Annotated in this window: 20 protein-coding genes and 1 riboswitch; of the genes, 9 read left to right on the plus strand and 11 right to left on the minus strand. The window is 66.8% G+C overall.

Features of this window, described 5'->3' with window-relative positions:
* Positions 1-12 precede the first annotated feature (12 nt).
* Complete coding sequence (gene pheA / locus NNX38_RS00700; protein ID WP_255796260.1) at positions 13-993, minus strand: prephenate dehydratase; 981 nt, start codon at positions 991-993, stop codon at positions 13-15.
* Positions 990-1316, minus strand: a complete 327-nt coding sequence (locus NNX38_RS00705; protein ID WP_227920571.1) for a rhodanese-like domain-containing protein — start codon at positions 1314-1316, stop codon at positions 990-992. Before NNX38_RS00705 ends, pheA begins: the two co-directional genes overlap by 4 nt.
* A gap of 151 nt (positions 1317-1467) precedes the next feature.
* Between NNX38_RS00705 and NNX38_RS00710 the strand changes: the two genes are divergently transcribed.
* Positions 1468-2868 carry an amidase gene (locus tag NNX38_RS00710; RefSeq protein WP_255796261.1) on the plus strand — a complete coding sequence of 467 codons (1401 nt, stop codon included), beginning with the start codon at positions 1468-1470 and terminating at the stop codon, positions 2866-2868.
* A 1-nt stretch (position 2869) separates the two neighbouring features.
* Here NNX38_RS00710 and NNX38_RS00715 read toward each other — a convergent pair whose 3' ends face one another.
* A complete protein-coding gene (locus NNX38_RS00715; RefSeq protein WP_255796262.1) occupies positions 2870-3862 on the minus strand; it encodes an MsnO8 family LLM class oxidoreductase in 993 nt (330 codons plus the stop codon).
* A 203-nt stretch (positions 3863-4065) separates the two neighbouring features.
* Between NNX38_RS00715 and NNX38_RS00720 the strand changes: the two genes are divergently transcribed.
* From NNX38_RS00720 to pgm, 4 genes are all read left to right on the plus strand, one after another.
* Positions 4066-5535, plus strand: coding sequence for a peptide MFS transporter (locus tag NNX38_RS00720; RefSeq protein ID WP_255796263.1), 1470 nt, complete (start codon positions 4066-4068; stop codon positions 5533-5535).
* 114 nt (positions 5536-5649) lie between these two features.
* Positions 5650-5773, plus strand: a riboswitch (SAM riboswitch).
* 19 nt (positions 5774-5792) lie between these two features.
* Positions 5793-6998: a cobalamin-independent methionine synthase II family protein gene (locus NNX38_RS00725; RefSeq protein WP_255796264.1), complete on the plus strand. Its 1206-nt coding sequence runs from the start codon at positions 5793-5795 to the stop codon at positions 6996-6998.
* A 71-nt stretch (positions 6999-7069) separates the two neighbouring features.
* Positions 7070-7273, plus strand: a complete 204-nt coding sequence (locus tag NNX38_RS00730; RefSeq protein ID WP_255796265.1) for a hypothetical protein — start codon at positions 7070-7072, stop codon at positions 7271-7273.
* A 56-nt stretch (positions 7274-7329) separates the two neighbouring features.
* Complete coding sequence (pgm, locus tag NNX38_RS00735) at positions 7330-8961, plus strand: phosphoglucomutase (alpha-D-glucose-1,6-bisphosphate-dependent) (protein WP_255796266.1); 1632 nt, start codon at positions 7330-7332, stop codon at positions 8959-8961.
* Positions 8962-9037: 76 nt separating this feature from the next.
* Here pgm and NNX38_RS00740 read toward each other — a convergent pair whose 3' ends face one another.
* Entirely contained in the window at positions 9038-10474 is a 1437-nt protein-coding gene (locus NNX38_RS00740; RefSeq protein WP_255796267.1) for an aldehyde dehydrogenase family protein, read from the minus strand.
* On the minus strand, positions 10471-11343 hold the full coding sequence (locus NNX38_RS00745; RefSeq protein WP_255796268.1) for an SDR family oxidoreductase: 873 nt from the start codon (positions 11341-11343) through the stop codon (positions 10471-10473). Before NNX38_RS00745 ends, NNX38_RS00740 begins: the two co-directional genes overlap by 4 nt.
* A gap of 137 nt (positions 11344-11480) precedes the next feature.
* On the opposite strand from NNX38_RS00745, the gene NNX38_RS00750 reads away from it, so the two are divergent.
* Complete coding sequence (locus tag NNX38_RS00750) at positions 11481-12794, plus strand: uracil-xanthine permease family protein (RefSeq protein WP_255796269.1); 1314 nt, start codon at positions 11481-11483, stop codon at positions 12792-12794.
* Positions 12795-12812: 18 nt separating this feature from the next.
* Here NNX38_RS00750 and NNX38_RS00755 read toward each other — a convergent pair whose 3' ends face one another.
* The 3 genes from NNX38_RS00755 to NNX38_RS00765 are packed head-to-tail and all read right to left on the minus strand — an operon-like array spanning position 12813 to position 14779.
* Positions 12813-13763, minus strand: coding sequence for a glycerate kinase (locus NNX38_RS00755; RefSeq protein WP_255796270.1), 951 nt, complete (start codon positions 13761-13763; stop codon positions 12813-12815).
* The gene (locus tag NNX38_RS00760; RefSeq protein WP_255796271.1) at positions 13711-13923 is read right to left on the minus strand and encodes a glycerate kinase; all 213 of its coding nucleotides are present in this window, start codon (positions 13921-13923) and stop codon (positions 13711-13713) included. Before NNX38_RS00760 ends, NNX38_RS00755 begins: the two co-directional genes overlap by 53 nt.
* A 46-nt stretch (positions 13924-13969) precedes the next feature.
* Positions 13970-14779, minus strand: a complete 810-nt coding sequence (locus NNX38_RS00765) for a glycerophosphodiester phosphodiesterase family protein (RefSeq protein WP_370646345.1) — start codon at positions 14777-14779, stop codon at positions 13970-13972.
* 125 nt (positions 14780-14904) lie between these two features.
* Here NNX38_RS00765 and NNX38_RS16870 point away from each other — a divergent pair, with 125 nt between their 5' ends.
* From NNX38_RS16870 to NNX38_RS00780, 3 genes are read left to right on the plus strand one after another with little or no spacing between them, the layout of a single operon-like run.
* On the plus strand, positions 14905-17439 hold the full coding sequence (locus NNX38_RS16870) for a DUF2156 domain-containing protein (protein ID WP_255796273.1): 2535 nt from the start codon (positions 14905-14907) through the stop codon (positions 17437-17439).
* Positions 17440-17455: 16 nt separating this feature from the next.
* A complete protein-coding gene (locus NNX38_RS00775; RefSeq protein WP_255796741.1) occupies positions 17456-18754 on the plus strand; it encodes an alpha/beta hydrolase family protein in 1299 nt (432 codons plus the stop codon).
* A complete protein-coding gene (locus tag NNX38_RS00780; RefSeq protein ID WP_255796274.1) occupies positions 18751-19530 on the plus strand; it encodes a phosphatase PAP2 family protein in 780 nt (259 codons plus the stop codon). Before NNX38_RS00775 ends, NNX38_RS00780 begins: the two co-directional genes overlap by 4 nt.
* Here the strand turns inward: NNX38_RS00780 and NNX38_RS00785 are convergent.
* The 3 genes from NNX38_RS00785 to NNX38_RS00795 all read right to left on the minus strand — a co-directional run bounded on the left by NNX38_RS00785 (position 19451) and on the right by NNX38_RS00795 (position 21879).
* Positions 19451-20302, minus strand: a complete 852-nt coding sequence (locus NNX38_RS00785; RefSeq protein ID WP_255796275.1) for an HAD family hydrolase — start codon at positions 20300-20302, stop codon at positions 19451-19453. The genes NNX38_RS00780 and NNX38_RS00785 overlap by 80 nt on opposite strands.
* Before the next feature lie 77 nt (positions 20303-20379).
* Positions 20380-20916, minus strand: a complete 537-nt coding sequence (locus NNX38_RS00790) for a YbhB/YbcL family Raf kinase inhibitor-like protein (protein ID WP_255796276.1) — start codon at positions 20914-20916, stop codon at positions 20380-20382.
* Positions 20917-20964: 48 nt separating this feature from the next.
* Entirely contained in the window at positions 20965-21879 is a 915-nt protein-coding gene (locus NNX38_RS00795) for a carbohydrate kinase (RefSeq protein WP_255796277.1), read from the minus strand.
* Positions 21880-21893: the final 14 nt, after the last annotated feature.

Genomic DNA, 21893 nt, shown 5'->3' on the forward strand with positions numbered 1-21893 from the left:
CAGGTTCCAGCCCTAGTATCCGTTCAGCAGGGACTCGAACCAAATATCAGCGGCCCGAAAAGCCTCGTCACTGGTGTGCCGGGGTATCTCCGACTCGCGGTGGTCCGCGCGCGGATATGAGCCCAGGAAACGCAGTTCCGGGCTGATCCGGTGCAGGCCCTTCAATGCATCCGCCATCCGGGCATCCGCAATGTGGCCGTCAGCGTCGATGCTGAAGAAGTAATCACCAAGGAACATACCCGTGGGACGGGACTCGATCCGGCTCAGGTTCACCCCGCGGGTGGAAAACTGGTCCAGAATTTCCATCAGGGCACCGGGGTGGTCCTCCGGCAGGGGAACCACCAGGGTGGTCTTGTCGGAACCGGTCGGTTCGGGAAGCAGGCCGGGCAGGCTGATCATCACGAACCTGGTCACAGCATCGCGCACATCGCCGATGTCCTCGCGCAGAACTTCCAGCCCGAGCCGCTGCGCCACCAGCGGTGCGCAGATCGCGGCGTCGAAGGACGGATCGGGCTCGCTGAGTTCCACTGCTGCCGCTGCAGTTGAGGAGGCAGGCAAATATTCCGCCTCGGGAATATTTCCTGCGGCCCATTCCCGGCACTGTGCCCAGGCATGGGTATGGGTGGAAACCGTCCGGATATCCGCCAGGGCCACCCCCGGACGCGCCGCCAGGACAAACGTGATGGGGACCAGGATTTCCCTCATGATCCGCAGCGAGGCACCGGCGGACAGCGCATCGAGGGTGGCGCTGACGCCGCCCTCCACCGAGTTTTCAATCGGCACCACGGCAGCCGTGGCCTGCCCGGAGCGCACCATTTCCAGTGCGGAGTTCACGCTGGGCGCCGGAATGCGGACGGCGTCCTGTGCACCCGGGATGGTCAGCAGAGCAGCCTCCGTGAAGGTGCCCTCCGGACCCAGGTAGGCGTAAACCACGGTTTCCCCCAGCGGGCCGCGGTGGTGCGGCGCGGCCTGGGTGTCGGCGGCATGCGTCATTTAACGGTCGGTTCCTGCCCGTTGTCGGAAACCATGGGCTTCCCCGCCTCGAGCCAGGCACCCATGCCGCCGTTAACGTTGACGGCCGAGTAGCCGTTGGCTTCCAGCCACTGCGTGGCCCGGGCGCTTCGGCCGCCGGTGCGGCAGATGACGGCAAGGTCCTGGTCCGGGTCCAGATCATCAAGGGCCTCGGGCAGCCGGTCAAGCGGAATGTGGAGGGCGCCGTCAACATGGCCGGCCTCCCATTCGTAGTCTTCCCGCACGTCGAGGATCTTCGCGCCCTCGGGAATGGTGTCTACGGTTACACTCTGCATCTCACTCATTGCTGCCCTCACTGTCCTACCGGTTGAAAGCTCCGCACCACGGTTCCGGGCGCGCCCGGGCCCGCCGTACGGTGCCGTTTTGTCCAGCCTATAGTGGGACGCGGTCCGAGAGAATAAACGCCCGGACGCCGCCCGCACCGAAAGGCACGCGATGCCCGCTCTCCACGAGATGACCGCCGTTGAACTCCGGGATGCCCTGGCCTCCGGCGGGCTCGGCGCGGAGGAAGCCACCGACCACTATCTGCGGCGCATCGAGGAGCTCAACCCGGCTTTGGGGGCGTTCCTCACGCCGACGCCGGAACTCGCCGTCGCCGAGGCGAGGGCTGCGGATGCACACCGCGCCCGGGGCGGAGAGCTGGGACAGCTGCACGGAATGCCGTTGGCGCACAAGGACCTCACGGACGTGGCGGGCGTGCGCACCACCATGGGCAGCGCGGCTCTGGACCCGTGGACAGCCAGGGAGGATGCGCCCCTGCCTGCCGTCCTGCGCCGGGCCGGGGCGATCAGCCTCGGCAAGACGCAGGTACCCGAATTCGGACTCAGCAGTTACAGCGAAAACCGGGTCGGCCCGCCGGCGCGGAACCCGCGCGATCCGCGGCTCAGCCCCGGGGGATCCTCCGGCGGCAGCGCAGCAGCAGTCGCCGCCGGGCTGATCCCCTTTGCTCCGGGTACCGACGGCGGCGGCTCGGTACGCATCCCTGCGGCGGCTACCGGCCTGGTTGGCCTGAAGCCCAACCGCGGAAGGATCCCGGCCGGCTCGGGACAGCAGGACCTGGGCCAGTTCGTGGTGGCCGGCCCGCTGGCCCGGAACGCAGCGGATGCGGCACTGCTGCTGGACGCGATGGTCGCCGAACCCAATTACCGTGCCACCAGTGCTGCTCCCGTCACCGGAACGTTCCTTGCGGCTGCGCTGCGGGCCGAGGGCAGGTTCCGGATCGGCGTCAGCACCCGTTCACCCTTTGAATCCAGGTTGGAGATCCGGCTTGATCCCGAGGCGCTGCAGGCGCTCGAAACCGGTATCGCGGCCCTGACCGGCGCCGGCCACGATCTGCTGGACGCGGACGTGGTTTATGACGAACGGTATCCGGACGCCTTCCAGGTGGTGTGGACGGCCGGGCTGGCCACCGCCCCCTTGGCACCGGGCGGGGAAGAACGGCTGACCGACCTTGCCGCCGTCATGCGTCAGCGCGCTCTACGGCGCAGTGCCGCGGACCTGGTAGGCGCCGTCGACGTCCTCCGTTCCTTTGAGGCCGAGACCATCCGGCAGTACAGCGGCTACGACATGATCCTGACGCCCACCCTGGCTATGACGCCGCGCCCCCTCGGCTGGTACACCAGCGACGACGCCGGCGCTGGTGACCGGGCGGACGAGGATTATGCCCGGCAGTGCCGGTACTCGCCGTTCACGTCCATGGTCAATGTCTGCGGGCTTCCCGCGATTACCCTTCCGGTGCTGGATACCGCGGCCGGCCTGCCGATGGGTGTCCAGCTGATCGGGCGGCCCGGCGCCGAGGCGGATCTGCTGTCCGTGGCAGCCCAGCTGGGGTACTGACCTAGAAGAGGCCGGCCAGCAGCCGGTCGGATTCCCGCTGCCCCTCGGCATCGAAGGCACCGCCGGTCACGAGCAGCTCGTCCGCACCGGAGGAAGCCACCAGGTCCTCGAGCCTGCCGTGCACTTGTTCCACCGTGCCGTAGACGGAGGTCTCGAGGGTAGTGCGGACCAGGTCCTGCCGCCGTCCGGACAGTTCGGCGGCGCTTTCCGCTACTGACAGGGCGGGAAACACCCCCTTGGTCCGGGAATCGGCCAGGGCATGCGCCTCGGGCAGCAGCAGTTCCCTTGCCCCTTCCTCGGTGCCGGCCGCAGCGACGTTGACCGCCGCAAGCACGTAGGGCCGGGGAAAACGGCCCGAGGGGCGGAAGGCCGAGCGGTAGCGTTCGAGTGCACCTGTCTGCCCGGCGCTGTTCTGCCGGAACAGCGCCGGGCCGCCGAGGACAACGCCCAGACCCGCCCGGGCTGCTATTTCCACTCCTGCTCCGGTGGCAAGCACAAACACCGGCGTTCGTCCGTTGTCCTGCGGGCGGGCGGTGATCGGCGCAGTGCCGTCGAGATAGGTGAGCAGTTCCGCCAGCTGCGCTTCAAATTCCCCTGCCTCGGCCGGCCCCGCCCGCAGTGCCGTCCGCACCGCCGGAGTGAACCCGAGGGAACGGCCCAGGCCAAGATCGATCCGGCCGGGATACAGGGCCTGCAGCGTCGCTGCCTGCTCGGCTACGACCAGCGGCTGGTGGTTCGGGAGCATCACACCGCCGGAGCCGATCCGGATGCTGCGGGTGCGTGCCGCCAGCGCGGCCATCAGGACGGCGGGCGCCGAGCCGGCGATCCCGGCCACGGCGTGGTGCTCGGCAACCCAAAAGCGCCGGTACCCCAGCCGGTCTGCGGATTCGGCACGTTCAAGCACGGCACTAAGCGCATCCGACTCGGGAAATCCTTCGCGGGAGTTTGCGCGGTCAAGGATTGAGACGGGAACACTGAGGCTTGGCATACCCATGCCAACCCCCTGCCTGCTTAGGGAATTCCGGACCGGTCGCGCAAATCGTTCCGTCATGCAGGCCCACAAGCATGTAATGCGGGCAAAAGCATCCGTTTTGCCTGTGATCTTAGGCACTCACGGATGGCAACCTTCCTTGTCTCCGGCGGATTCTTTCGGATTTGGCTGCTTGACCACCTGCCGAGGGTGGGAATATTAAACTCGTGAGCCATACCCCCAGTACCTCAGGCGTAAAAGAAGCGCGTAAAACCTTCTTCGGCCATCCCCGGATGTTGGCCAACCTCTTCAGCGTTGAGCTGTGGGAGCGATTCTCCTTCTACGGCATGCAGGGCATCCTGCTGTACTACATGTACTACAGCACCACCGACGGCGGCCTCGGCATCGACGAAGCTATTGCCGTCTCCCTGGTCGGCGCCTATGGCGGTGGCGTGTACCTCTCCACCATCCTCGGTGCATGGCTGGCGGACCGCGTCTTCGGCGCCGAACGAGTGCTGTTCTACGCTGCCGCACTGGTCATGCTCGGCCACATTTCCCTGGCTGTCCTGCCGGGCGCCGTCGGACTGGCCGCCGGCCTGATCCTGATCGCCCTGGGCTCCGGCGGTGTGAAGGCCAACGCGACATCGCTCGTCGGCACCCTGTACGACGAAAAGGACCAGCGGCGCGACGCCGGCTTCTCCATCTTCTACATGGGCATCAACATCGGCGCCCTGATCGGCCCGATCCTGACCGGCCTCGCCTGGACCGAATACGGGTTCCACTACGGCTTCGGCCTGGCCGCCATCGGCATGGCCATCGGCCTGGTGCAGTACGGGGTGACCCGGAAGAACCTGCCCGAATCCGCGCACGAGGTAGCCAACCCGCTGCCGAAGCAGCAGTACATGAAGATCAGCCTCATCGCGGCTGCCGCCTTGGTTGTCATCGTGCTGGCCGTTGTCTTCGAGCTGCTGACCGCCAAGAACCTTGCGGTGGTTATGGCGATCCTCGCCATCGTGGCCTCCGTCGCGTACTTCGTGATCATCCTCAGCAGCAAGAAGGTGAACCAGGTGGAACGCCGCCGGGTGTACTCCTTCATGCCGCTCTTTATTGCCAGTGCTGCTTTCTGGGCCTTGTTCCAGCAGCAGTTCACGGTGGTGGCAATGTACGCGGACAGCTCGCTGAACCGCACCATCTTCGGCTGGGAAATGCCGCCGAGCTGGGTGCAGTCCATCAACCCGGTCTTCATCATCATCTTCGCAGCCGTCTTCGCCGGCGTCTGGACCAAGATGGGCGACCGCCAGCCGTCCTCCCCGCTGAAGTTCGCCATGGGCCTGGCCGTCATGGGCCTCGCCTTCCTGGCCTTCATTCCGTTCTCGGGCGGCGCACCGAACAGCACCCCGCTGCTGGCCATGGCCGGCATCCTGCTGCTGTTCACGTTTGCTGAACTGTTCCTGTCCCCGATCGGCCTGTCCGTGGCAACCAAGCTGGCCCCGGAAGTCTTCCGGACCCAGATGGTGGCACTGTTCTTCCTGTCCGTCTCCCTGGGCACCACCCTGGCGGGCTGGCTGGCCCAGTTCTACGACCCGGCAACCGAAGTCAGCTACTTCACCTTCAGCGGCGTTACCGCGATCATCCTGGGCATTGCCCTGGCTGCGGCTACACCGTCGATCAAGAAGCTCATGGGCGGCGTGCGCTAAGCACCCGGAGCTTTTCAAGGACGGCGGCACCGGAACTCTCCGGTGCCGCCGTCCTTTTTATGTTGCGTCATTTGCTTGGCGGCGCCCCGCCGGCATGGCTAGGATGGGTGCCAGCTTCAGGAGACACGGCCGCCAAGCTCCGACTTGGCCGTGCACCAACCCCATGCTTCGCGGGTGGTTCGGATGACGAAGCGGCCTGCACCGCCTCTTGGGCATCCGGTGCGGGCAAGAGCACCGATTCCTAAAGGATCACCGCCATGCGCAAAAGCACTGACCGCATTTTGACCACCCACGCCGGTTCCCTCCCCCGGACCCCTGAACTGATCGCCGCGAACGCGGCCCGTGAAACCGACCCCGCGGATACCGGGGGCTACGCGGAACTGCTGCAGGCCGCCGTCGCTGACCTGGTGCGGCGCCAGCGCCAGGCAGGCATCGATATCCCGAACGACGGCGAATACGGGCATGCGATGTCCGCGAACGTCGACTACGGGGCCTGGTGGTCCTATTCCTTCGCGCGGCTTGGCGGCCTGAGTGTTGCCGAGACGGGGATCTGGGACATGGAACCGCACCGCTCGGAGCCCGGCAACGTTGTCCTCACCAGTTTCGGTGACCGCCGGGACCGTCAGCGCTTCTCCGATGCCTACACCGACCCGACCTCCGGTATCACCACCGGGGCGCAGAAGGTCTTCCCCAAGGTCACGGGTCCGGTGGAATACACCGGGTACGACGCCGTGGCCAGCGACATTGCCAACCTCAAATCCGGGTTGGCCGCGGCAGGTTTGTCCGAGGGTTTCCTCGCCTCGCTCTCCCCCGGTTCCTGTTCGCGGATCGCCAACGAGTACTACGCCTCGGAGGAGGAGTTCATCTATGCCTGCGCGGATGCCATGCGGGAGGAATATCTTGCCATCGTGGACGCCGGGCTGATCGTCCAGATCGATGATCCGTCCATTGCCGAGAACTGGGACCAGATCAACCCCGAACCTTCGGTGGCCGACTACCTCAAGTTCACGCAGATCCGCGTCGAGGCCCTGAATTACGCCCTGCGCGGGCTGCCCGAGGAACAGATCCGCTTCCACCTGTGCTGGGGTTCCTGGCACGGGCCGCACACTACGGACATCGAGTTCCGCCACCTGGTGGACACCCTGCTGCAGATTAACGCCGGGGGCTACAGCTTCGAGGCAGGCAACGTGCGGCATGAGCACGAGTGGCGGGTCTGGGAAGATACCAAGCTGCCGGACGGGAAGGTTCTCATTCCCGGCGTGGTCTCCCACGCCACCAACGTGGTGGAACATCCGGAACTGGTGGCGGACCGGATCGAGCGCTTTGCCCGACTGGTGGGGCGGGAAAACGTTATTGCGTCCACCGACTGCGGGCTGGGCGGCCGGGTGCATCCGCAGATCGCGGCGGCGAAGCTGGAGACCCTGGGAGAAGGCGCCCGGCTGGCCAGCAGCCGGCTCTGGTAGGCCCTGGACCGGGTGGATAGAGTGGAATCGTAAGGGTACTTACGGTGTAACCAAACGCAGAGGAGGCCATCGTGGCTGACAAGAATGCGAAGGATCCCAAGACGGAATCCACGAACCCGATCGAGAACGCCGTGGAGAACCTGATGTCGACCTCGAAGGAAGTCCCTGACGGAAGCGGCAGCCAGGACCACTCCGACCCGCGGACCGAGGTGCACTCAAGCCTCGCGCAGGGCCTGAACTCCGACAACGGGAACTTCAAGGAAAAGAAGGGCTGACCGGCGGGCAGGCGTGCGTCTGCCGCCGGCGCCGTTTCTTTGGCATGCTTAGGGGTATGTCTAATCGTGCCGGCCAGCGTGCCGAACCTTCCGACCTTGTAGATCTCACTGCCCTTCTGGACGCCTATTACGACGTCGTACCGGATCCTTCCAATGTCGCCCAGCGAGTAGTGTTCGGCACCTCCGGGCACCGGGGATCCTCCCTCAACGGGGCGTTCAATGAGCAGCACATCGCCGCGATCACCCAGGCCATCGTTGAATACCGCACGTCTGCGGGAATCACCGGACCGTTGTTCATGGGCAAGGACACGCATGCGCTGTCCGAACCGGCACAGAACACCGCGCTGGAGGTCCTGGCCGCCAACGGCGTGAATGTGCTCATTGATGCACGCAACGGGTTCACCCCCACCCCGGCCGTGAGCCATGCCATTCTGGTGCACAATTCCACGCGCACGGAACAGGCTGACGGCATTGTGGTCACCCCTTCGCACAATCCCCCGGCAGACGGCGGCTTCAAGTACAACCCGCCCACGGGCGGACCCGCCGGATCGGACATCACCAACTGGATTGCCGACCGCGCCAACCAGCTGTTGGAGAACGGCCTGGACGGGGTCCGGCGCATTCCGCTGGGCGAGGCACGCCTGGCCGATTCGGTGGGCACCTATGACTTCCTGGCACACTACGTGGAAGACCTGCCCGCGGTGCTGGACCTGGATGCCATCCGCAGCGCCGGGCTCCACATCGGCGCCGACCCCCTCGGCGGCGCCTCCGTGGACTACTGGGGCGCCATCGCGGAACGGCACTCACTGAACCTGACGGTGGTCAATCCCAACGTGGACCCGCAGTGGGCGTTCATGACGCTGGACTGGGATGAGAAGATCCGCATGGACTGCTCCTCGCCGTACGCCATGGCATCGCTGATTTCCCGGGCCGGGGACTACGACATTGCCACCGGCAACGACGCCGACGCCGACCGGCACGGCATTGTCACGCCGGATGCGGGACTGATGAACCCGAACCACTACCTGGCGACCGCCATTGACTACCTGTACCGCAACCGCTCCGGCTGGAGCGCTGACGCAATGGTGGGCAAGACCCTTGTCTCCTCCTCCATGATCGACCGTGTCACCGCGGATCTGGGGCGGGTCCTCATGGAGGTACCGGTGGGCTTCAAGTGGTTCGTGCCGGGTCTGCTCTCGGGCGAAACTGCGTTCGGCGGCGAGGAATCAGCCGGCGCATCCTTCCTCCGGCTCGACGGCCGCCCCTGGAGCACTGACAAGGACGGCATCCTGCTGGCGCTGCTGGCCTCGGAAATGACGGCCGTCACCGGCAAGACCCCGTCCCAGCGGTACCGCGAACTGACCAATCAGTTCGGCGATCCGGAATATGCACGCGTGGACGCACCCGCCACCCGCGAGCAGAAGGCTGCGCTGGCCAAGCTCTCGCCGTCGGACGTTACCGCCACCACCCTGGCAGGCGAGGAGATCACCGCGCGCCTGACCGAGGCACCGGGCAACGGAGCGCCCATCGGCGGCCTGAAGGTGACGACGGAAAACGCCTGGTTCGCCGCGCGCCCCTCGGGCACTGAAGACGTTTACAAGATCTACGCTGAGTCCTTCAAGGGCGAGGAACACCTGCACCAGGTCCAGGCCGAGGCCAAAGCCATCGTGGACGGCGTGATTTCCTAGCTGCCGCCGTAAACAGTTCGCCGTAAACAGAAGGGGTGCACCGGCAGGTGCACCCCTTCTGTTTATCCTGCAGCGCTTACAGCAGCCGGCGCAGGAGCCGCTTCTTCAGCCCCGTGTAGGGCGGGTACGCGAACCGGAGGGTGTCCAGCAGCGTGCCCTTGGTGAAGACCGGCCGCAGCTGGCTGAACGTGTCGAAGCTGAATTTGCCGTGGTACGCGCCGGTGCCGCTGGCACCTGCACCGCCGAACGGCAGGCCGGGTACGGCCAGCTGGACGGTGCTGGCGTTGTGGTTGATGCTGCCGGCCCGGACGCCCTCTTCGAAGGTCTTCCGGTCCGCCGCGGAGTTGCTGTAGAGATAGGCGGCCAGCGGAACCGGACGGGAATTGATGAATTTCATTGCCTCCGCCAGGTCCCGGACCTCGATGATCGGCAGGATGGGGCCGAAGATTTCCTCCTGCATCACCGGTGAATCCGGGGCTACGTCGGTGAGGATGGTCGGTTCCAGGTACAGGCTGCCGCGGTCGCTGCGCCCGCCGGCCAGGACCGTGCCGCTGTCCAGCAGCCCCACCAGCCGTTCCCAGTGCTGTTCATTGACAATCCGGCCCAGATCCTTGCTTCGGGACGGATCCTTGCCGAACTGCTCCGCGACCGCCTTCACAAGCTGCTTCTTCAGCGCCGGCGCTGCCGCTTCCGTCACCAGGACGTAGTCCGGGGCCACGCAGGTCTGGCCGGCGTTGAGCAGTTTCCCGAAGACCAGCCGGCGCGCGACGGCGGCCCAGTTGCCGTCCAGCACCACGGCCGGGGATTTCCCGCCCAGCTCGAGGGTGACCGGGGTCAGGTGTTCAGCGGCCGCCTGCAGGACAATCCGCCCCACCCGCTCCCCGCCGGTGAAGAAGATCGAATCGAAACGCTCCTTCAGCAGTGCGGTGCTGGCCTCCTGCCCGCCCTCGACCACGGCTACAGCTTCCGGGTCCACGTAGCGCGGGAGCAGGTCCGCCAGCACGGCCGACGTCGCCGGGGCCAGTTCGCTGGGTTTGAGGACCGCCGCGTTGCCTGCGGCGAGGGCACCGACCAGCGGCGCCAGGACCAGCTGCACGGGATAGTTCCAGGGACCGATGATCAGCACCACGCCCAGCGGCCGGGGTTCGGTCCGGGCCGACGCCGGCTGCAGGCCCAGCGGAACGGGAACCCGCCGGCTGCGGGCCCACTTCTCCAGATGCTTCAGAGCGTGTTCCGCCTCCGCCCGCACCAGTGAAAGCTCGGTGACGTAGCTTTCGAGCGGGTTTTTACCCAGGTCAGCGGCCAGCGCGTCTGCTAGTTCCTGTTCCCGCTCGTGAAACAGCCGGACCAGCCCCTCGAGCTGCTGCCGGCGCCAGGCGAGCGGGCGGGTGCGGCCGGAGTCGTAGGTTTCCCGCACCCTGGCCAGCACGGCGGGAACTGCTGCGGGGGACCCGGCGACGTCGGTGGAGGAATCGCTGGAGGATTCGGAGAATGCGGAGACCATCTCGCTCATGCCTGGGTGCTTTCCTTGCGGGAGGTTTCGTCTGCAGAAGCCGGTTTCCGGCCGGTGAAGTGGTCCATGGACTGGTAGACCTTGAAAACGCGCCCGGCCACCACGTCCCAGGCCGGTTGGGGCAGCACATTGCGCAGGGCACTGCCCAGGGCCACGGTCCACGGCAGCTGGATCCGCGCCTTCCCGGCGAGGAGCGCCTCCCAGGCCTTGTCGACCACGTATTCCGGTTCCATCAACGGAGTCATCAGCGGCCCCCGGGCCCCCTCGAACATTCCGGTCTTGATGTAGCTGGGGATCAGGGTGGTTACGGCAACGTGCCCGTTGCCCGATTCGGTGAGTTCCAGCCGCATGGAGTCGCTCCAGCCTATGACGGCCCACTTCGACGCCGTGTACACACTCATTTTCGGCACGGACAGCGTTCCCGAGGCCGAAGCCACGTTGAGGATGCGCGCCGGCGTGCGCCGCTCGATCATGCCGGGCAGGAACGCCCGGGTGACCTGCATGGGCGCCAGCGTGTTGACCTGCATCACCGCGTCGATGTCAGCCTCCGGCGCGTGCTCCCAGAAGTATTTGCCGCGCACAATCCCGGCGTTGTTGATCAGGATGTCCGGCACACCAACCTCGCGGATGACCTGATCGGCAGTGGCCGTGATGTCCGGCAGGGAGGCAACATCCACCGCGTAGGGGTGGATGGCCGACGCGCCCAGTTCCCGCAACTGCGCGGCGGTGTCCTCCAGGGCCTCGGCGTTGAGGTCCCACAGCACCACTGATGCCGCGCCTTCACGCACGGCCCGCTCAGCGTAGAGCCGGCCCATGCCCATGGCAGCCCCCGTGATGAGAACTACGCGTCCTGCAACTGAAATGCTCATGCTGCTCCATCGTCCGATCGGTTGTAATCCAGCCCCGGCCCGGCACCGTGCACTGTTCTTATGCAACGTAACATCCCTGGAATCCTCCGGCGGATAGAATCGAGCCAACACACACATGTCTTCCGGAAGGCACCACCATGAGCAGATTCGGTACGGACTGGACCCTTCACGGAGACGGCAAGACCATCCGGCCGGGCAGCTACGTTGCCCCGGAGGAACGCCTGAGCTGGCCGCGGACCATCAGCATCGGCTCCCAGCACGTGGTGGCCATGTTCGGCGCGACCTTCCTCGTGCCGCTCCTGACCGGCTTTCCGCCCGCCACCACCCTGCTGTTCTCCGGCATCGGGACCATCCTGTTCCTGATCATCACCGCCGGACGGGTTCCCAGCTATCTGGGTTCAAGCTTTGCCTTTATCGCTCCAATCGGAGCGGCCACCAACCAGCACGGTCCCGGCGGCGCCCTGGGCGGCATCATCATGGCGGGCTTTGTCCTGTTCCTGGTCGGACTCGCCGCGCAGCTTGCCGGCACCCGCTGGATCCAGGTCCTGATGCCGCCGGTGGTCACCGGCACCATAGTGGCCCTGATCGGCCTCAACCTGGCCGGTTCGGCACGGGACAACTACGAGCAGGGGCCGCTCACCGCCACCGTCACCGTGGTGGTGATCCTGCTGACCACGGTCCTGTTCAAGGGATTCCTGGGCCGGCTGTCGATCCTGGTTGGCGTGGTGGCCGGCTACATCACGGCCATGCTGCAGGGCGAGGTGGATTTCCAGGCCATCGGCGATGCCGCCTGGATCGGGCTGCCCGAATTCATGTCCCCCACCTTCCACTTCTCCGTTATCGGCCTTTTTGTTCCGGTGGTCCTGGTACTGGTGGCCGAAAACATCGGACATGTGAAATCCGTTGCCGCGATGACCGGCCGCGACCTGGACCCATACGCGGGCCGGGCGCTGATGGCCGATGGCCTGGCCACCATGCTGGCCGGTTCCGGCGGCGGTTCCGCCACCACCACCTACGCGGAGAATATCGGTGTGATGGCAGCCTCCCGCGTGTACTCCACGGCTGCGTATTGGGTCGCGGGCATCGTGGCCATCCTGCTCAGCCTGTTCCCGAAATTCGGGGCCATGATCGCCACGGTGCCGGGCGGCGTGCTGGGCGGCGCCGGCGTCGTCCTCTACGGCATGATCGGCATCCTCGGCGTGCGTATCTGGGTGGATAACCGGGTCAACTTCTCCAACCCGATCAACCTTTCCACCGCCGGCCTGGGCCTGATCATTGCCATCGCGAACTTCACCTGGGTAGTGGCCGGGCTGGAATTCGGCGGTATTGCCCTCGGCACCGGCGCCACCTTGATCGCCTACCACGGCATGCAGGCGATCGCCCGCTGGCGGGGGACGGATCCGGACGAGCCGCAGGAGGACGCCGGGGCCAAGCCTAGCCGGCTCGGCTGAGCCGCCGGCCGGCCCGGATCAGGCTCCTTCCAGTGCCTGGCGCGTAGCCCGCGCCAAGTACTTTGCCGCCTGCTCCATGGCATCCTGCGGCTGCTGGACCATGTCCAGCAGGCTGACGGCCGCAACAATTCCGTACTCCTGCAACTGGTCAGGGGTCAGGGTGATCCGGCCGGCCACGGCCACCACGGGGATCCCGGCGTCCCGGGCCCGGGCCGCCACCTCCAGGGGTGCCTTGCCGTAGCGGGACTGCTCATCCAGGGAGCCTTCGCCCGTGAGCACCAGGTCGCAGCGTGTGAGTGCCAGGTCCAGCCCGGTGAACGCGCTGAGCAGTTCGAACCCGGGGTTCAGCGACGCGCCGGTGAACGCCAGGAACCCGGATGGAAAGCCGCCTGCCGCGCCGGCGCCGGGAATGTCGACGTCGACGCCGGTCGCGGACTTCAGCAGTTTTGCCCAGTTACCCAGCGCGTCCTCGAGGACCGCCTGCGCCGGGGAGTCGGCGCCCTTCTGGCCGCTGAACACGGCCACCGTGCCTTCCGGGCCAAGCAGCGGGCTCGTTACGTCGGCGGCGATCTTCAGGTCCACGCCGGCCAGCCGGGGATCCAGGCCGGCAGCGTCCAGGGAGACGGCCTGCGCCAGGGCAGCTCCCCCGGGAGGCACCGGCGCTCCGGCGTCGTCAAGGATCTTCAATCCCAGGGCCGTCAAGGCGCCGGACCCGCCGTCCGTCATGGCCGAGCCGCCGATTCCAAGGATGATCGTGCGCGCACCTGCATCCAGTGCCTCAGTGATCAGCTGCCCGCTGCCGTAGCTGGTGGCCGCCAGCGCGGTCTCGGGTGTGGGATCCAGCAGGGTCAATCCGCTGGCCCGCGCGGTTTCGATCAGGGCAGTATCTCCGCTGAGCGCCCATACGGCGGTGATTTCACCGCCCGAGCGGTCCCCGGACCCGGGCGGTGCGGGCCTCGGCCCCTGCAATCAGTGCAGCGTCAAGGGTGCCCTCGCCGCCGTCCGCCACCGGTACAGCGGTGACCTTGGCTTCCGGGTAGACCGCCAGCACACCTTCACCCATGGCTGCCGCGGCCTCCGCGGCGCTGAGTGATCCTTTGAATTTGTCCGGAGCAATAACTACACGCATGCCCTCATCCTGCCAGCAGGGACGGACAAGACCGTCCAAGTAGTCCTTACCGCCACTGCCCGCGGTCTTTGAGGACGTCCACGAGAATGTCCGAACGGTCCGAAACGATGCCGTCCACCCCGAGGTCCAGCAGCCGGTTCATGGTGGGCGCGTCGTTCACCGTCCAGACGTGGACCTGGATGCCGGCGCGGTGGCAGCTGCGGACAAAACCCGGCGTCACCACGCGCAGAGGGCCGAAGCGCAGCGGAACCTGGACGCACTGGAAACGGCCCACCCGGGCGAGGACCGCGGCTACGCCCAGCGGGGCGAGCAGACGCAGCGCAGCAGTCAGGGCACTGCCGGCGGAGCTGGCAGCCGGCCGGCCCAGCCGGCGCAGGGCGCTAAGCCGGCGGACGTCCGAGAAGGACGCCACCAGGACCCGGTCATGGGCAGAGTGTTTTTCGATCAGGTCCGCAAGCAGTGCTGCTCCGGCAGCGTCCTTGACGTCTACATTCAGCCGCATTTGGGGCCACTCGGTCAGGAGTTCTTCGAAGGTGGGGATCCGTTCCGCCCCGCCCACCAGTACCTCGTCGAGTTCTTTCCGGGTGAGCCGGCTGATTTTGCCCACCACGCCGCCGGAAAGGCGGTCCACGGTTTCGTCGTGGAAGGCCATCAGGATACCGTCGCGGCTGGTGCGCACATCCGTTTCCAGGTAGCTCAGCCCCAGGTCCGCGGCGGCACGGAATGCCGAGAGCGTATTTTCGTAGCCGTCGGGGGAAAAGCCGCGGTGCGCCAGGGCGATGGGTGCCGGCGGGGACTCCGGGTGCGCCGTTTCGGTGTCGCGGGGCGCACGGAAATATGGATAAGTAGCCAACACATTCGTACCTTACCAAGGGCCGGACTGTGCGGGGGCGGGCCGCGCCAGACCGCACGCGCCTAGACTGGCAGCACCTCGACCGGCAGCAGTCCCTGCAGCCGCCTTGTTCCGTGGAGGTCAGTACCGTGCCTGACAAACTTCCCGTGTGGCGCCGCTTCGGAGCACGTTGGCCGCTCCGGCGCCTGCTGAGAAGTGCCGGCAGGGCTCCCGCCACCCTCACCTTTATTGCCTTGTTCTGGATCCTGGGGGCGTTCACATTCTTCCGCGGCCCGGAGGGGCCGGTGCTGGACTGGGCGGCTGCTTCCGTGAGCACCGTGGCCGGCAATCCGGCACCCCTGCTCCTGTGCTGCTTTTGGGCGGGAGGCCCGACCGGCTACCTCGGCGGTACCCTGTTGGCGCTGCTGGCCGGGTTACCCGGCGAGCGGCAACTGGGAACCGGACGGTTCCTGCTGGCCGGTTTCGGCGGTCAAGTCACGGGGCTGCTGCTGACCACCGGCTTCGCCTACCTGACCAGCGCCTCCATCGGCGACTGGTCCCGCGCCCTTGTCTCCGAGTCCTTCGTGGGTCCGGTGGCCTTCCTGGCCGCCGCGGCCGCTGCTGCCAGCGCCCGGCTCGGGACCCTGTGGCGCCGCCGCCTGCGGCTCACCCTGTTTACGCTGCTGATACTGCTGGCGCTCTACGGAGGAACCTTCTCCTCTCTGACGGTTCTGGGCGCGGCCACTGCCGGCGCACTGGCCGGGCCCTACCTTGCGGGCCGTCGGCCGTCGATTCCACACAGGCTGGTGAGCAGCAGGCGGGAGGCGCGGGTGCTGGTGGCCCTGGTTGTGCTGGCTTCCGCCGCGGGCCCGGTGATCAGCGCCCTGAGCAGCCAGGCCGTGGGACCGCTTTCGGTACTGCGGTACCTCTTTACGGACGTGGAGGTGAGGACTCCGGCAGAGCTGGAGCAACTGTGCGGTGAAGCGGCGGATTCAGCGCGGTGCATCGCCGCGCGTGTCCAACTGCGTGCCGGCCCGGCCGCATTCTTCCTGGCTACCCTGCCCCTGGTGCTGCTGGCTGTTTTTTCCGACGGACTTCGGCGCGGGCGCCGCTTCGCCTGGCTGGCCGCACTGCTGCTGCAGGGGGCTATGACGGTGCTGGCCGCGGTGCGGATCGGCCGGCTATTGACCGGGGAAGAACCGGGCACCCTGGCCCCCGGCACCGGAAGTTACATCGCACTGGTACTGCCCATGGCCGTTCCGTTGGCGGTGCTGGTGCTGCTGGCTTTGACCCGCGGACTCTTCACCGTTTCCGCGCCTGCCGGCACCTACCGGCGGCTGGCGGGCACAGCCGTCCTGGCGGCCGTTTTGCTTGCCGCGCTTTACCTGGGCGTGGGCCTGGTGAACCGGAACGGTTTCTCGCCGGCCGCGACCCCCGGGCTGCTCACGGCCGATCTACCCGGACGCTTCCTTCCTGTCCTCGAGGTGACCAGCCGGGCTCCGGGCATTGTGCCGGAGAGCCTGCCGGCGGTCCTGCTGTATGAAGGCGTCGGGGTAGCCTTCTGGATCCTGGTGTGCGTCCTGCTGCTGCGTTCCTTCCTGGTTCCGCCTTACAGCCCGGCAACCGCTGATGCGGTCCGCGCCCGTTCGCTGCTTCGAATCCACGGCGGCAGCACCATGGCCTGGATGACCCTCTGGTCGGGCAACAACTACTGGTTTTCCCCCAGCGGGAATTCCTATGTGGCCTACCGGATGGATAGCGGAGTGGCGCTGAGCGTCGGAGAGCCGGTGGGACCCCGGAATGAAGTGCGCAGCGCCGTCGAGGGCTTCTCGGCTTTCTGCACCGCAAACGGCATCACTGCGTGTTTCTACTCCGTGGGTATCCAGGTGCGGGACCTCACCAGCAGGCTGGGCTTTTTGTCCCTTCAGGTGGCCGAGGAAACCGTACTCCAACTGGGCTCCCTCGCGTTCAAGGGCAAGAGATTCCAGGACATCCGCACCGCCATGAACCATGCCCGCAAGGAGGGCATCCGTGCTCAGTGGATACGTTATCCCGCGGCACCGCTGGCCGTGAAGGACCAACTTCACGCCATTTCGGAGGAGTGGGTGGCGGACAAGAACATGCCCGAGATGGGCTTTACCCTGGGCGGGCTGGAAGAAGTGGATGACCCGGAGGTGCGCTGCCTGCTGGCCATCGACGAAGACGGTACCGTGCATGCGGTGACGTCCTGGCTCCCGGTGTACCGGAACGGGGTGGTAGAGGGCTGGACACTGGATTTTATGCGCCGGCGCAGCAGCGGCTTCCGGTTGGGGATGGACTTCCTCATCGCGTCCGCGGCACTGTCGCTCCAGGACGAGGGCTTTTCCTTCCTCAGCCTTTCCGGCGCACCTTTGGCCCGCGCCTACGGGGAGACGGACGACCACGACGGAACCGGGGAGGGACAGCCCATGATGGACCGGCTGCTGGACCGGCTGGGCGAAACCCTGGAACCGGTGTACGGCTTCCGGTCCCTGCTGGCTTTCAAGGCCAAGTTCGCCCCGGAGTACCTGCCGTTGTTTATGACCTACCGAGACCCGGCGTCCCTGCCCGCCATCGCCAACGCACTGGCGCGGGCCTATGTTCCGGGCCTGTCTTTGGGGCAGGGACTGTCGCTGGCCCGCCGGATCGTGGACCGTACCGCATGAGGACGCCCCGGCCGTGATGGCCCTGTCCCTGGTTGACGGGATCCTTCCCGTCCTCGCTCTGGCACTGGGCGCGGCTTCGCTTCTCTGGCTCGGGATTGCGGGGAGGCGGCTGGGCCTGCGCCGGATCCTGGTCTACGCAGTAGTTGCGGCGGTCTGCACCGCACTGCTTTATGTGCTGGCAGAAGTTATATTCCATTGGTGGAATGCTTCGCTTCCACGGACGCTCTACCTCTACTCTGCCCTGGCAATCCTGGGGCTTCAGTTGGCGTCCGGGCTCATGGCAGCTCCAGGCACCCCGTTGTCCCGCCGGGTAGCGGGCATTGCGGCCGGGCTCGGAATACTGCTGGGTTTGGCCTGCACGGTGAACCTCGCCTACAACCAATACCCCACGGTTGGATCCCTCCTGAACCCGCCCACGGCCACGGATGATCCCATTCCCGCTCCCGCCGACGCAGGAGCAGACCGGCCCGCTGCCTCCGAAAACAGCTGGTCGCCGCCGTCGAACCTGCCCGGCGAAGGCAGGGTCTACCGGGCAGAAATCCCGGCGGCAGCCTCTGGATACGCGTCCCACCCCGCGTTGATCTATCTTCCGCCGGCCTATCTGGCGGACCCGGGTGCCGTCAGCCTGCCGGTGCTGGTTTTGATCCACGGCCAGCCGGGCTCCCCGAATGACTGGCTGGTCAGCGGCCGGATAGCCGAAATGATGGACGGCTTTGCCGCCCGCCATGCCGGCCTGGCTCCGATTGTCGTAATGCCCGACGCCAGCAATGACTCCAACCCCGACTGGCCGCTGTGCCTGGACACCACGGTCAGCGACTCGGCAACCTATCTGGCCCGGGACCTTCCCGCCTGGGTACGGCAGCAGCTCGGGGCCGGGACGTCCGGCGCGCACCAATGGGCGATCGCGGGGTATTCGTTCGGCGGCACCTGCGCCGTGCAGCTGGCGGCAAACCACCCCGATGTCTATCCCACGTTCCTGGATATCGCCGGAGAGAACCAGCCCACCGATGCGGACGGGCAGCAGGCCCTGCTGGACACCTACTTCGGCGGTGACAAGGCCGCTTTTGCAGAACAGAATGCCGTGGACCGGTTTCACCGGATGGCGTTTCCGGACCTTGCCGGGATCGTCGTCGTCGGCCGCGAAGACAAGGTCTACGCGCCGGAAGGCCGGCAGGTGTACGAAGCGGCCCGGGCTGCCGGCGCGGACGTGCAGTTCCAGGAGCTTCCGGGCGGACACTCCTGGCAGGTCTGGCGGGCCGGGCTGGAGAACAACCTGGACTGGCTGTGCAGCCGGCTTGGCATACTTGAGCCATGAGCCTGGACCCCGCACAACATCCCTCCCCCGCCGCAAATCCGCTCAGGCGGCTGCTGCATGCAATCAGCCGCGCAACCTCGCCGCATGTGACCCTGCTGGTGATCCTGGCCGTCGGCCTCCTGCCGGCATTGGCCCTGACTCTCGTGTCCGCGGAGGTCTATGACTCGGTCGCCGACGCGGACGGCGTGGCCGGGCTGGACCGGCCGGCACTGGAAGCGGCGCTGGGGCTGCGCACTCCCGCGCTGGATTCCGCGGTCACCGGTTTCACCAACCTCGCCGGGACCATCGGCATGCCCGTCATCGCCGGGCTCGTGGTGCTCGTTATGTGCCTGCGCTGGCGCTCCTGGACGCCGCTGATCCTCACGGCGGCCGCAGCCGCCGGTTCCCTGCTCATGACGGTCACCGGAAAGGCTTTGATCGGGCGTACCCGGCCGGAACTGGCGGATGCCGTTCCGCCGTACGAATCCTCCGCCTCGTTTCCGAGCGGACACACTCTGAACTCGATCGTCATCGCGGGGATCCTGGCCTACCTGGTGATCCTGCACGTGCATAACCGCTGGGCGAAGGTCTTCGCAGGGCTGGCGGCAGCGGTCTTCACGTTTGCCGTGGGCCTGAGCCGGGTCTATCTGGGCCACCACTGGCTGACGGATGTGCTGGTGGCCTGGACGCTCGGAGCGGCCTGGCTCGCGGTGGTGATTACCGCGCACCAGCTTCTGCGGAGGCTTCCCGAACATCGAGCAGCCGCTCAAGGATCACCGCCACGCCGTCGTCCGTGAAGCCCGGTGCCGTGTAGTCCGCCGCCTGGCGGGCATCCGGGTGGCCGGTTGCCATCGCGTAGCCCCGGCCGGCCCAGTCCAGCATGGAGATGTCGTTGGGCATGTCGCCGAAAGCTATGGTCTCCGCCGCGCTGATGCCCTTCCCCTTGGCGTAACCGGCCAGCGTGGCGGCCTTGTTCAGTCCCGGCAGGGACATTTCCAGCAGCGGCATCCGCGGTGCCGAATGCGTGGTTTCCACCAGTTCGGCCACCGCCGGCGCCACCCGGCGCAGGAACTCGTCCGGGGAGATGTCGGTTCCCCGGGCGAGGAATTTCGCCACACCGGGCTGGCCCGCAAGGGATTCACGCAGCGGTCCGGGCACTATGCCGCCGAGGAGTTCCACGGATCCGGTGTCCACGAAGCCGTCCTCCAGATGGAGGCCGTCCACCGTCTCCGCCGCGAAACGTGCCCGCGGGAAAAGGTCCCGGATGACCTCCGCGGCGGCGAACATCTGCTCCAGCGGGAGCAGCTGCGTGGAGATGACCCGCTCGGCGGCCAGGTCATACGTGATGGCCCCGTTGGAGCAGATCACGGTGCCAACATGTCCGATCCGCTCGCGCAGCGGATCCAGCCAGCGGGGCGGGCGCCCGGTCACGAAGACGACGTCGATTCCTGCTGCCATGCAGGCACGGAAAGCCCTTACAGTCCGGTCGCTGATGCTGTTGTCCGCACCCACGATGGTGCCGTCTAAGTCACTTGCTATCAGCCGTACCGGCAGCCGCTGTTCCTGCATGCCATCAAGCTTACTTCCGGCCCCGGCAGGGACCGGAACGGTGCGCAGCCTCCCCAACTGGGACTGCCTGCGGGACGCTAGTCCTCGCGGATTTCCGCGGTGCCGATCATCGTGGAGCGCGCCAGGGTGTGGGTGAAGAGCGCGAAGCCCAGGGCAGCCGGTGTGGCGTCCGGCGGCACGTCCAGTTCCTCCGTATCCACGGCGTGGACCACCACGAAGTAGCGGTGCCGTCCGTGTCCTGCGGGCGGGGCCGCGCCCACGAAGCCGGGGAATCCGGCGTCATTGGCCAACTGCACGGTGCCGGCGGGCATCTGCCCCGTATTGGCGGCATCTGCGGCGAGACCCGTGACCGACGCGGGGATGTTGAAGGCCGCCCAGTGCCAATAGCCGCTGGCGGTGGGTGCGTCCGGGTCATACATCGTCACGGCAAAGCTGCGGGTCTGTTCCGGGAAACCGGACCAGGTCAGCTGCGGCGAGGCATCGCTGCCGTCGGCTACGCCCATCTTGGCGCTGTACTGGGCCGGTGCGAACGTGCCTCCGTTCGCGAATTCTTCACTCTCGACGGTGAACTCCGGCACCTGCGGCAGTGCCTCGTACGGGTCTCGGCTTTCCACTGATTTCCTTTCGGGTAGTTGGCATCGGGGCCGCGGCGTGCGGCGGGATCAGGGAACTTCGCGGCGGTAAGGCGGGTTGGCTCCGGCGCGGGAAACGGTGACGGCAGCTGCGCGCGCGGCGAAGGAGAGCAGCTCCTGCAGTTCGCCGACGCCGATCCGGGCCAGCTCGCTGCGGCGGGCACCGCCGTCGAGCTCCCGGTCCATCAGCCCCACCAGGAGGGCGGACATAAACGAATCCCCGGCACCCACGGTGTCCACCACACTGACGGTGGGTGCGGCGACTTCGCATTCACCCGCCGCGGCCACGGCCCACGGTCCCTTCGAACCCCGGGTGACCACTACCAGCGACGGGCCCGCAGCGAGCCAGCGCCGGGCGGATTCCTCCGCAGATTCGTTCGGATACAGCCACTGCAGATCTTCGTCGGAGGCCTTGACGACGTCGGCGAGGGCGACGAATTTCTCGGCCTGTTCACGGGCGTAGGAGACGTCGGTGATGATGGTCGGCCGGCAGTTCGGATCGTAGGTGATGGTGCAGCCGGGCCGTGCCTGTTCCACGGCGCGCAGCACGTGGCTCGCACCGGGCGAGAGCATGGACGCGATGGAACCGGTGTGCAGCATGGTGGTTCCGTCCAGCAGGGCCGGAAGGTCCTCCGCCAGGCCCGGAAGCTGCCATTCCAGGTCAAAGGTGTACCGGGCGCCGCCCACCGGATCCAGCATGGCCGTGGCCACGCTGGTCGGCAGGTCATCGGCTTCGAACGCGGTCAGCACGGAATTGGTTCGGAGGTGCTCGGCGATCATCGCCCCGTAGCTATCCGAACCGAAGCGGCCCACAAACTGCACGGGCCGGCCGAGCCGCGCCACGCCCACAGCTACATTCAGCGGGCTGCCGCCGGGGTGTGTTCGCCGCGGCGCCGTGTCGCTGACTACTTCATCAACAAGGGCTTCCCCAATAACTGTAAGCACACTGCCAACCTAAC

The organism is Arthrobacter sp. zg-Y238, assembly GCF_024385525.1.
Lineage (GTDB): Bacteria > Actinomycetota > Actinomycetes > Actinomycetales > Micrococcaceae > Arthrobacter_B > Arthrobacter_B jinronghuae.